The 11,232-nt window shown below is 72.7% G+C and carries 9 protein-coding genes and 1 riboswitch; of the genes, 2 read left to right on the forward strand and 7 right to left on the reverse strand.

Translation table 11 applies throughout. The features are described from left to right. Nucleotides 1-27: 27 nt before the first annotated feature. Nucleotides 28-198: riboswitch (FMN riboswitch) on the reverse strand. A 78-nt stretch (nucleotides 199-276) separates the two neighbouring features. After that, nucleotides 277-1,233, reverse strand: coding sequence for a response regulator (locus NIE111_RS24980; protein WP_238686775.1), 957 nt, complete (start codon nucleotides 1,231-1,233; stop codon nucleotides 277-279). A gap of 1 nt (nucleotide 1,234) precedes the next feature. Continuing rightward, entirely contained in the window at nucleotides 1,235-1,915 is a 681-nt protein-coding gene (rpe, locus tag NIE111_RS24985) for a ribulose-phosphate 3-epimerase (protein ID WP_238671589.1), read from the reverse strand. Between the two features lie 254 nt (nucleotides 1,916-2,169). Between rpe and NIE111_RS24990 the strand changes: the two genes are divergently transcribed. Beyond that, a complete protein-coding gene (locus tag NIE111_RS24990) occupies nucleotides 2,170-3,060 on the forward strand; it encodes a septum formation family protein (protein WP_238686776.1) in 891 nt (296 codons plus the stop codon). 82 nt (nucleotides 3,061-3,142) lie between these two features. Continuing rightward, the gene (locus tag NIE111_RS24995) at nucleotides 3,143-4,033 is read left to right on the forward strand and encodes a septum formation family protein (protein WP_238686784.1); all 891 of its coding nucleotides are present in this window, start codon (nucleotides 3,143-3,145) and stop codon (nucleotides 4,031-4,033) included. Between the two features lie 74 nt (nucleotides 4,034-4,107). On the opposite strand, the gene NIE111_RS25000 is transcribed toward NIE111_RS24995, so the two are convergent. From NIE111_RS25000 to NIE111_RS25020, 5 genes are all read right to left on the reverse strand, one after another. After that, nucleotides 4,108-5,586: an RsmB/NOP family class I SAM-dependent RNA methyltransferase gene (locus NIE111_RS25000; RefSeq protein WP_274531646.1), complete on the reverse strand. Its 1,479-nt coding sequence runs from the start codon at nucleotides 5,584-5,586 to the stop codon at nucleotides 4,108-4,110. Then, nucleotides 5,541-6,467, reverse strand: a complete 927-nt coding sequence (gene fmt, locus NIE111_RS25005) for a methionyl-tRNA formyltransferase (RefSeq protein WP_238686778.1) — start codon at nucleotides 6,465-6,467, stop codon at nucleotides 5,541-5,543. Before fmt ends, NIE111_RS25000 begins: the two co-directional genes overlap by 46 nt. 5 nt (nucleotides 6,468-6,472) lie before the next feature. Further along, nucleotides 6,473-7,030, reverse strand: coding sequence for a peptide deformylase (def, locus tag NIE111_RS25010; RefSeq protein ID WP_238686779.1), 558 nt, complete (start codon nucleotides 7,028-7,030; stop codon nucleotides 6,473-6,475). A gap of 85 nt (nucleotides 7,031-7,115) precedes the next feature. Further along, nucleotides 7,116-9,599 carry an ATP-binding protein gene (locus NIE111_RS25015; protein WP_238686780.1) on the reverse strand — a complete coding sequence of 828 codons (2,484 nt, stop codon included), beginning with the start codon at nucleotides 9,597-9,599 and terminating at the stop codon, nucleotides 7,116-7,118. A 283-nt stretch (nucleotides 9,600-9,882) separates the two neighbouring features. Beyond that, the gene (locus tag NIE111_RS25020) at nucleotides 9,883-10,866 is read right to left on the reverse strand and encodes an AAA family ATPase (RefSeq protein ID WP_238686781.1); all 984 of its coding nucleotides are present in this window, start codon (nucleotides 10,864-10,866) and stop codon (nucleotides 9,883-9,885) included. Nucleotides 10,867-11,232 lie beyond the last annotated feature (366 nt).

An 11,232-nucleotide genomic window follows, 5' to 3' on the forward strand; every position in this document is an offset into this window, starting at 1 on the left:
AGCGGCCGGCTCGGACCCGTCCGTCCCGCGCGCTGTCTCCCATCCGGACTGTCTGGGCGCGGACGAACCGCCCCCAACCGTCGGCCCCGGATTTTCACCAGGTCCACCGGACGGCAGAGCCGTCCGGGTCGCGGGCTGACCACGGTTGGACCGTGGATCACCGCCGGTTCGGAATTTCACCGAGTCCCGCCAGCGCGTGGTGGGTACCCGGAAAGTCTTACACGCCGATCCGGCTCCGTCGCCACCTAGGCGAGCTACTTCACAGCGTTATCACGCTCAGGTGACGCCGCGACGCCGGTCCACCGCCACGTACGAGCCCGGTTGACTCTTGGCCACCGTCTTCATCTCCGAGGCCACCGCGATCGCTTCGAGCGGGTCGGTGAACCGCTTGCCGGCGTCGGAGAGGGACACCCCGATGGAGAGCGTGACCAGGGCCGCCCGCCGGATGTTGCCACGTCGATCCTTCAACTCGACGAAGCCGCGCTCCCGGTCGGTCTGGTCGTAGAGCGTGTCGGCGGCGTTCTCGAAGTCGACGACCGCCCGGGACGTCAGTGGGCGCACCTGGTCCGGGGCGCAGACGATGACGAAGTCGTCACCGCCGACGTGACCGAGGAAGGCCGGTGGCAGCCCCACGCCCACCACCGCACGGTGCAGGCTGCGGGCCAGCGCGGAGATGAAGTCGTCGCCGCGCACGAAGCCGTACCGGTCGTTGACGCTCTTGAACCGGTCGATGTCGACGTAGCCGACGGCGTAGTCCACGCCGTTTCGGACCCGATCGCTGATCTCCCGACGAATCCGGCTGTTGCCGGGCAGCCCGGTCAGCGGGGAGACCTCCCGGAACTCCTTGTTGCGGCGCAGCGTGGACGAGACCCGGGCCACCAGCTCGGCGGTGTCGAACGGCTTGACCAGGTAGTCGTCCGCGCCGGCGCTGAGCCCGTGCACCTTGTCGACTGTCATTCCCTTGGCGGTCAGCATGATCACCGGAAGGGCGGACGTCATCGGGTCGGCGCGCAGCCGGCGGGTCAGCTCCAGCCCGTCGATCCGGGGCATCATGAGGTCGACCACCGCCAGGTCCGGCCGCTGGCGCTCGATGACCTCCAGGGCCTCCTGGCCGTCGCTGGCGTGGATCACCTCGAAGCCGTGCAGCCGCAGGTTGAACTCGACGAACCGAGCGATGTCCTCGTCGTCGTCCACGACGAGAATGATGTCCTTGCGATCGGCCTCGGGCTCCACCTCAGGCCCCGGGCGCCGCGCGTTCCGCCAGTGCCCGCAGGTGCCGTACCGCCTCCGCCGGGTCGGCGGCCCCGTAGACGGCGGTGCCGGCCACGAACGCGTCGGCGCCGGCCGCGGCCGCCTGCTCGATGGTGTCGGCGGCGATCCCGCCGTCCACCTCGATGCGCAGCTCCAGGTGCCCGGCCGACGCGTGCCGCCGGGCCGTCCGCACCTTCTCCAGGAGCTGCGGAATGAACCGCTGCCCACCGAAGCCCGCCTTGATCGTCATGATCAGCAGGGTGTCGAAGCTGGGCAGCAGGTCCAGGTAGGGCTCGATCGGGGTGTCCCGGTCGATGGCCAGGCCCGCCTTCGCGCCGGCCGAACGCAGGTCCTTGGCGAGCGCCACCGGGTCGTCGGACGCCTCCGCGTGGAAGGTGACGTTGTACGCCCCGGCGTCGGCGTACCCGGGGGCCCACCGGCGCGGGTCCTCGATCATCAGGTGCACGTCGAAGGGCATCGCCGTGACGGCCCGCAGGCTCTGCACCACGGGCAGCCCAATGGTCAGGTTCGGCACGAAGTGGTTGTCCATCACGTCGACGTGCAACCAGTCCGCGGCGTCCTCGACGGCGCGGACTTCTTCGGCGAGGCGGGCGAAATCGGCGGCCAGGATGCTCGGCGCGACGATCGGCGGCGGTACGGTCACGGGGCCAGTGTACGAACGTGGCCACCCGCCACCCGCATCGCGCCACCTTCGGGGACGCGCTGTGACCCAGCAGTGACCATTGGTGCAGAATTGGACGCTCCGGACCCCCGAATCCGGACGAACAGACATCAGCCACTGGCCGATCGACGGAAACGCGACGACACTCCAACCGGGACGGTGCCGTAGGCTGCACGCCCGCCGGGGTCTCGCCGCGGGGCGCGGCGACCGGCCGCCAGCTCCCGGGAGGGCGGACGATGCGACGGTGGCTTCCAGCGCTGGTGCTGGCCAGCGTCACGACGATGCTGCTGGCCGGCTGCGCGCCGGCGCGAGGCGCGGACGGTGATCTCACCGACGACTGGCCGACCCTGCGGGTTCCGAAGCCGTTCACCCCCGCCACCGACACCTGCCTGCCGCGGATCGCCACTGTCGTGCAGGCCAGCACGTACGAGACGGTGGACTGCGCGCGCAACCACCTGGCCGAGAGCATCCACGTCGGCACCTTCGTCGGGCCCGACGCGCTGACCGAGGCCCGACCGGAACCCGGATCGTCGGCGCTGCGCACGGCTCGCGCCGAGTGCGACCAGCGGGCCCGAGAGGTGCTCGGCGGCGACTGGCACACGGCCCGACTCGCGCTGTCCCTCGCGTTGCCGTCCGCGCCCGCCTGGGCCGGCGGCGCCCGCTGGTTCCGCTGCGACCTCAGTGAGACCGGCAGCATCGACAACACCCGACCGGTGAACCGCACCGGCAGCCTGCGCGGCGCGTTGATCGGCGACACGCCCCTGACGCACCGCTGCTTCGACCCCAAGCTGATCGGCGACAACCTCAACTACATGGCGCCGGTGCTCTGCACCGAGCCGCACCGCGCCGAGTTCGTGGGCGTCTACGAGGAGCGGGACATGAGCTGGGCGGAGTTCGCCAGGTCCGCCGAGCAGGCGCACCGACGCTGCATGGCGCTGATCGCCGCGTACGCGGCGGTGCCCAACAACAGCGAACTGCCGTACCGGGCCGGGTCCATCTACTACCCGCCGTCGCAACGGGAGTGGGAGGAGGGCGACCGTGGAGTGCGCTGTTTCCTGTGGAGCGACGACCGCAAACTCACCCGCTCGATGCGCGGCGCCGGTCCTGAGGGACTGCCCGCGATCTGAGCATCGTTGCCGTATGCTGCTGCGCCGTGGCGCTATCGACCGGCTGGGTCCGGTCGGGGGCCGGCAGCGGCGGGAGGTCGGGATGCGACGGTGGTTGGCGGCGTTCGCCGGGGGTGGGGCGCTGGCCCTGGCGCTGGCCGGGTGCGGCGCACCCGCCGGAGTCGACAGTGACCTCATCGACGACTGGCCGGCGCCCGTCGCGGCGCAGCAGTTCGTCCCCGCTGCCGACGTCTGCCACCAGAGCTCCCAGCAGGTCGGCTTCCTGACCGGCTACAACCCGACGGCGTGCACGGAGGCGCACCGGGTGGAGACCATGCACGTCGGCACCCTCACCGGCCCGGGTGCCGAGGGTGGCACGCCCCCGCAGCCCGGCTCGCCCGGCATGCGAGCCGCGCAGACCGGGTGCGACACGGCGGTCAACAAGGCGGTGGGAGCCGACTGGCGTTCCGGGCGGCTCGGCCTGACCGTCGTGCTGCCGTCGCCGCAGGCCTGGTCGGGCGGGGCCCGCTGGTACCGCTGCGACGTCACCGAGATCGCCAGCATCGACGACACCGCCGTCGACCTGCGCACCGGCAGCCTCAAGGGCGCGCTGTCCGGAGCGGCCCCGCTGGCGTACCGCTGCTTCAACCCGAAGCTGGTCAAGGACGACATCGACGAGATGGCCCCGGTCTCCTGCACCGCCAAGCACCACGCCGAGTTCGTCGGCGTCTGGCAGGCGCCGAACACCAGCTACGCCGAGTTCACCCGCAGCACCAAGCGGACCCACCGGGCCTGCCAGACGATGATCGCCAAGTACGCCAAGGTCCCGGACAACTCCCAGCTCGACTTCCGCGCCGGCACGATCTACTACCAGCCGTACGAGGAGGAGTGGCGCAACGGAAACCGGGGCGTGCAGTGCTTCCTCTGGATCTCCGACCGGAACCTGACCCGCTCGATGAAGAACGCCGGCACCAAGGGCCTTCCGGTCACCTAGGGCGTGGCGGTCGAGCCGAGCGTGATCGCACCGCGTCCGGCCGGTCAGCTGACCGGCCGGACGCGTGGAACGGATCAGCCTCGGCGCAGGACGGCGAGGAACATCGCGTCGGTGCCGTGGCGGTGTGGCCAGAGCTGCACGGTCGGCCCGTCACCGAGACCGGGCATGCCGGCCGGCAGCAGCGGGCGGGCGTCCACGAAGTCCACAGCGACCCCGCTACGGCGGGCCGCCTCGGTCACCGTCACGTGCGTCTCGACGGTGTGCGGCGAACAGGTGACATAGGCGACCAGGCCACCCGGGCGGACCGCCCGCAGCGCCGCGCCGAGCAGCTCCCGTTGCAGCCGGGTCAGCGGCGGCAGGTCCGACGGTTGGCGACGCCAGCGCGACTCCGGCCGACGACGCAGCGACCCCAGCCCGGTGCACGGTGCGTCGACCAGCACCCGGTCGAAGTGCTGCTCCGGCAGTTTCGGGTCCCCGCCGACCTCACGGCCGTCCATCGTCAGCACCGCCACCGGCAGGTCCCGGGTCGCCAGGGAGACCAGCCGAGCGCGGTGCTCGGCCACCTCCACCGCTGTCACCCGGGCACCCCGCTGCGCGGCCAGCGCGCCGAGCAACCCGGCCTTGCCACCCGGGCCGGCGCACAGGTCCAGCCACCGCCCGTCCGGGCCGTCCAGCGGTGCGTCGGCGAGCGCGGCGGCCACCAGTTGGGAGCCCTCGTCCTGGACGTGGGCCCGGCCGTCGACCACCGCCGGGATGTCGCCCGGCGACCCGCCGGGCAGATAGACGGCGTACGGCGAGAAGGCACCGGGCGCTCCGCCGACCTGGTCGGCCAGCTCGACCGGGTCGATCAGGCCGGGCCGGGCACACAGGTGCACCGGAGGGCGCTCATTGTCCTCGATCAGGAGGCGCTCCGTCTCGCCCAGATCGCCGCCGAGCGCCTCGGAGAACGCCCGCACGATCCACTGCGGGTGGCTGTACGCCAACGAGAGGTGCCCGACCGGATCGGTCTCCATCGGTGGGGCGAGCTTCGCCACCCAGGCGTCCGCGTCACGGGTAGACACCTCGCGCAGCACCGCGTTGGCGAAACCGGTAGCGCCCGGTGCGACCGAACGGACCAGGTCCACAGTCGACGAGACCGCGGCGTGCGGCGGCACCCGGGTGTGCAGGAGTTGGTACGCCCCGAGCCGCAGCGCGTCGCGTACCGGCGGGTCGATCCGGGCCACGTCCCGGCCGGCCGCGTCGGTCAGGATCGCGTCCAACGTGCCCAGGTGGCGCAGGGTGCCGTAGGTCAGCTCGGTGGCGAAGGCGGCATCCCGACCGAACAGCCCCTCTTCCCGCAGGATGATGGGCAGCACCAGGTTGGCGAACGCGTCGTCCCGATGCACCGCCGCCACCGCCTCGTACGCGGCCCGACGCGGTCGGTCCAGCGGTGGTCGGACCGGGCGGCGATCCCCGCCACGGCCGGTCGACGGGCCGGAGCGCGTCGGTCGGGTTCCCTCCGGTGCCGTCACGCGAAGTCCTCTCCAGTGCCGACCCGGACGCCGCGCGCCCAGTCGGTCGCGTCCATCGCCCGTTTGCCCGCGGCGCGGACCTCGCCGAGACGTACCGGCACTGTCGCCGTGCCGGCCAGCACCCGGGACTTCTCCACCAGCAACTCCCCCGGCTTCAGCTCGGGGCCGTCGGGCACCGGGACGACCGGGCCGAGCTTCACCCGCTCGTCGCGGAACGTGGTCCAGCCACCCGGCGCGGGCGTGCAGGCCCGGATCCGCCGGTCCACGGCGAAGGCCGGGTCGCTCCAGCGCACCCGCGCGTCGTCCACTGTCAGCTTCGGCGCCAGCGACACCCCGTCGGCCGGCTGCGGCTCGGCGCGGGCGGTGCCGTCGGCGATCGCGTCGAGCACCGCCACCAGCAGCCCGGCACCGGAGTCGGCGAGCCGGCCCAGCAGATCACCGGAGGTGTCGGTGGCGCGGATCTCGTCGGTCAGCGTGCCGTAGACAGGGCCGGTGTCCAGGCCCTCCTCCAGCTGGAAGACGCTGGCCCCGGTCAGCTCGTCGCCGTGCAGCACGGCGTGCTGCACGGGTGCGGCGCCGCGCCACGCGGGCAGCAGGGAGAAGTGCAGGTTGATCCAGCCGTGCTGGGGGATCTCCAGGGCCGCCGGCGGCACCAGCGCGCCGTAGGCGACCACCGGAACGCAGGCCGGCTCCAGCTCGCGCAGCCGGTCGAGGAACTCCGGCTCGCGGGGGCGGGCAGGCGTGAGCACCTCGACGCCGTGCTCGTCGGCCCACGCGCCGACCGGCGAGCGGGACAGGCCCCGCCCACGCCCGGCGGGCGCGTCGGGCCGGGTGACCACTGCCACCAGCTCGTGTCGGGAGGCGGCGACGGCGGCCAGGGCGGGAACGGCGACGGCCGGCGTACCGGCGAAGATCACGCGCATCCGGGTCAGCGCCCCAGACCGAAGGGGTCGCTGATGTGCGGGCTGAGCTTGACAGTCGGCGGGGCCGCCGCGTCGTACCACTCGGCCTGGCGGATCGCCTTCATGGCTTCCTTGCGCCCCTCCGGGTCCAGTCGGTCCAGGAAGAGCACCCCGTCGAGGTGGTCGGTCTCGTGCTGCACGCAGCGCGCCATCAGGCCGGTGCCGACGATCTGCATCGCGTCGCCGAACGAGCTGAAGCCCTTGGCGACGACGTTCTGCCGACGCTTGGTGTCGAAGTAGAGCCCGGGGATGGACAGGCAGCCCTCCGGGCCGTCCTGCTCCTCCTCGTCGGGAAACTCCAGCACCGGGTTGATCAGGTGCCCGAGGACGTCGTCGACGTCGAAGGTGAACACCCGCAGGCTCACACCGAGCTGCGGCGCGGCCAGGCCTGCGCCGTTCTGCTCACGCATCGTGTCGGTGAGGTCGGCGACCAGCCGACGTAGCTCGGCGTCGAAGTCGACGACCGGATCGGCCGGCGTGCGCAGCACCGGATCCCCAAACAGACGGATGGGCTGGACGGTCACGCGGGACGGCTCCTTCTTCGGGCGGACGAGCGGTGCCGTACCAGTCTACGGAGTGCCCGGCCGAGCGCCGGGCGGCGCACCTCGCTCAACCGCCGACGGTGTGCCCAGCGTCACCGCCGGGCTCCCCGGTCAACAGCTCCCGTACCCGCTCGGCGTCCGGGTGGCCGAGATCGTCGAGGATGACCAGGGCCCGCCGCCAGGTACGCGCGGCGCCGACCGCGTCCCCCACCGCCTGCCGGCTCTCGCCGAGCCGGGACAGGGTGTCCGCCTCGTCGTAGCGGTCGCTGACCCGCCGGTACAGCCCGATCGCACGCTGGAAGCAACGGATCGCCGCTCGGTGGTCGGCCAGTCGGGCGTGGATGAAGCCGAGGCTGTCCCAGGTGTTCGCCTCGCCGTGCCGGTCGCCTGTCGTCCGCAGCAGCGCCAACGCCTCCCGGCAGTGCCCGAGCGCCGGTTCGTACCGGCCGAGCTGGGCGTACGCCCACCCCACCGCGTTGCGGGCGCTGGCCTCCCCGGCGACGTGCCCGGCGGCCCGGTACAGCGCCAGGGCCCGCTCGCTCTGCTCCAGCGACTCGGCGTGCCGGTCGAGCCCGTCGAGCATCGCGCCGAACGCCCGGTGGGTGCGCGCCTGCCCGGTGTGGTCGCCCAGTTCGGCGAAGATCGCCAGGGCTTGCCGGTAGTTCCTCGCCGCCTCGTTCACCCGACCCAGCCGGGACAGCACCCGGGCGAGGTCGCGGTGGGCGTTCGCCTGCCCGGGTCGGTCGCCGGCCCGCTGCGCCCCGGCCAGGGCGTTGCGCTGGGCCACGGCCAGGTCCGGCCACCGCCCCCGGCGTTGCAGGAAGTCCACCAGGGTCCAGGCCAGCTGCCACGCGTGGCCGTCGAACCCGGCCCGCCTCGCGTGGGCGACCGCCGCCAGCAGCACCGGATACTCGACGCCGAACCAGGCGAGCGCCTGACCGAGGTCGCTGATCTCCTCGGGCAGCACACCCGGCGCGGCGGCGGTGAGGGTGACCGGGTCCCGTCCCGGTTGCAGCAGCAGCGCCGCCGCGTGGGCGGTGTGCAGGTAGTGGTCCAGCCCGCGCCGGATCGCGGCCCGCCGGGCGTGCTCCGGTTCGAGACGTTCGACCTGCTCGGCCGCGTACGCCCGGAGCAGGTCGTGGGCGCCGAACCGGCCGGGGGTGTGCTCGGTGACGAGGTGCGCGTGGGCCAGCTCGGCCAGCAGCCGGGGCACCCGGGCCCGGGGCAGCCCGGCCAGACTGGCCGCTGCGGCGAACCCGATGTCCGGTCCGGGATGGCAGCCGAAGAGCCGGAACAGGCGGGCCGCCGCCGGGGTCAGGCTCCGGTACGACCAGGAGAAGACGGCCTGCACGTCGGTGCCGACGTCCCCTCCGTCGAACGAGTCCAGCGGTCGCGGCGCCGCCCGCAGTTCGGCCGCGAGGGTGGCTAGCGGGAACGTCGGCTTCTCCGCACCTCTCGCGGCGAGCACGGCCAGCGCCAGCGGCAGCCGCGCACACCGCTCGATGATCTCGTCCACCGCCTGCGGTTCGGCCGTCAACCGGTCCGTGCCGAGCCGCCGGGCCAACAGTTGCCAGGCCTCCGGGGTGCTGAGCAGGTCGACGCCGATCGGCCGGGCGCCTTCGGCGGCGATCAGCCCGGCGAGCCGATTGCGGCTGGTCACCAGGACCAGGCAGTGCGGGCTGCCGACCAGCAGCGGTCGGATCTGGTCGGCGTCGCGGGCATTGTCCAGCAGCACCAGCATCCGACGGCCGGCGAGCAGGCTGCGGTAGAGGCCCACCTGCGCGGGCAGGTGGGTGGGGATGCGTTCGGGTGGTACCTCGAGGGCCTCCAGGAAGCCTCGGATCGCCTCGACGGCCGTCACCACCGTTCCGGTGGAGTCGAACCCACGCAGGTCGACGTAGAGCTGCCCGTCCGGGAAGCGATCGGCGACCCGGTGCGCGAAGGTGACCGCGAGGGTCGTCTTGCCGACCCCGGCCGTACCGGACAACGTCATGACGGTGACTGACGCCGCGCCGTCGTCCCCGGGTGCCACGACGCGAGCGCATTCGGCATCGAGCTGGGCGAGTTGAGCTGCCCGTCCGACGAAGCCGGGCAGCGCCGGGGGTAGTTGGCGGGGTATCGGGAACCGGAGGGACGTGGCCCCGGCGCGCGGGCCGCCGGCCCTGGCCCGTGCCACCGCCCGCCCGGTGGTGGCGTGGTCGCGGTTCGGGCGTCGACGTCGCTCCTCGACCCGGTCCCGCGCGGTGGCCAGCACTCCCTGTTCGGCGGGGGTGGCCCCGAGCAGTCGGATGAGGGCGTCGAACCGCTCCGGCGGCGGCAGGACGTTGCCGGCGAAGTACTCCCCGATGATCCCTCGCGACCAGCCGGTCTTCGCGGCCAACTGCCGGTACGTCAGCAGGGTCTCGCCCTGCTGACGGGCTTCGCGGCGGCGTAGCTGACGCAGCAACCCGGCCAACTCGGGCAGTGTCCGCACCTCGGTGCCGGCGCGGGCCAGCTCGGGTGACCCGTGTGACGTCTGATGAGTGCCGGAAGGTATCCACTGCTCAGACATGCGACCCCCACCCCGGTCATCCGGCCCCCCGGATGCGCACGGGCAGGGTAATTCCGGGCCGTCACGGCTCGATAGACGGCTGCCAATGTATGACAGTTCCACGTCGCCGGTACCGGCGACGTGGCCGCCCGTCGGGTCTGGGCCTGGCGGATGCACGACGAGGGCATGGCCTGAGTCTGAGCCTCAGGCGTCATCCTCGGCTGAACCGTCTCGGCGACCGCCGTACGACTCGGTGGCCGAGACGGCGCGCGCACCCGCGCGTGGGCCCGGCCTCACGCTGGGTTCAGACGCTGGCGCCCGGGTCCCCCGCGAGCACCGCGTCGCCGCGGAGCAGCGCGGGCTCGGGCAGCGGCAGTTGGATCTTGTGAGCCGCCTCCCAGTCGTAGATCAGGCCGGGGCGCACCTGAGCGGCGAAGTAGTCGATAGCGCTCATCCCACCCACTACCGGCTCGTCGACCTCGGCGACCAGTTGGGCGGGCACCATCGAGAACCCGTTCTGCAGAGCGGCGCTGAGGCGGCGGTGACCGTCGACGACGAAGAAGTACTCGCCGGTGAACCCGATCTTCAGCGGTTCGAGGGCCTCGTCGCCGGCCTCGGCCACCCCACCGACGAAGTCGGTGTCCCACAGACCGCGCAGGGTGGCGATGTCCTCGGTCGGGTAGACCCGGGCCGGGTCCAGCAGCAGCAGCGGCGGCGCGTCGCGCAGCACCTCGGCGCCGAGCGTGCCCTCGTACGCGGCGACGATGTGCTCGATCACCTCGCTGGCGGACGCCCGGGTGGTGTCGCAGATCAGGTCATAGTTGCGCAGCCGGGCCTTGTCCACCCCGTACCGGATGATGAACCGGCTGCGCTCGCTCGCGCTGCGCTCCCGGAGCTTGGCCTTGGCCTCGTCCAGGGAGGCGTAGCTCTCCGCCGGCCCGGAGGGGCGGGCGAGCACCCGGCGGGCCGCCTCACCCGGCTCGGTGATCATGTGCACCTTGAGCGCGTCGGTGAAGAAATGCCAGGCCAGCCGGGAGTCCATGATGAGACGCTCACCGGAGGCGGCGATGTCCCGCTGGAGCTGGTCGACGTAGCCGTCGACGGCCTGGTCGAGCTCGGCGTGCAGGTTGAGCTGCAGCGCGGTCATCTGCCGCTGCTGCGCCATCTCCCGGTAGAGGTCCCCCACGCTGACCCGGCGCATGCCGAGCCGCTTGGCGATCTCGACCGACACGGTGCTCTTGCCGCTGCCGAGGTCGCCGTTGAAGACGATCGATTGTCCAACGGTCACGACTGGTCCACCCCTGATCACCGGCTCATTGACATCATCGACCTCGCGCCCGACCGACGCGTTTCCGCCATCGTCGCGCCATCCCGCGGCGGCTCCAGCTCGGCGCGGCTGACGCCCCCTCGTAACCTGGAGCCCGTCGTACGCCTTGGCATGACGGGCGATGCTACCACTCGGGCGCCACCGCTTTGCCGGACGCGGTGTGCGAGGGCCCCTGGCAGCGGGCGAGGTCCGTGACCGTCGGCACCGGCCGAAACGCCTCAGAACAGGCTCAGCGGATCGACCTGGAGACGAACCGGATCGGCCGCCTTGCGAGCGGCCCGGACGCCAGCGGCCGAGTGCAACGCCTCGGCGAGCGCGGCGGCCCGG

The sequence above is a fragment of the Micromonospora hortensis genome (assembly GCF_022230935.1).
Classification (GTDB): domain Bacteria; phylum Actinomycetota; class Actinomycetes; order Mycobacteriales; family Micromonosporaceae; genus Micromonospora; species Micromonospora hortensis.

Coding starts and splice junctions, on each gene's coding strand:
- NIE111_RS24990 (WP_238686776.1), top strand. CDS start 2,170: ATGCGACGGTGGCTTCCAGCGCTGGTGCTGGCCAGCGTCACGACGATG.
- NIE111_RS24995 (WP_238686784.1), top strand. CDS start 3,143: ATGCGACGGTGGTTGGCGGCGTTCGCCGGGGGTGGGGCGCTGGCCCTG.
- fmt (WP_238686778.1), bottom strand. CDS start 6,467: ATGCGCGTGATCTTCGCCGGTACGCCGGCCGTCGCCGTTCCCGCCCTG.
- NIE111_RS25015 (WP_238686780.1), bottom strand. CDS start 9,599: ATGTCTGAGCAGTGGATACCTTCCGGCACTCATCAGACGTCACACGGG.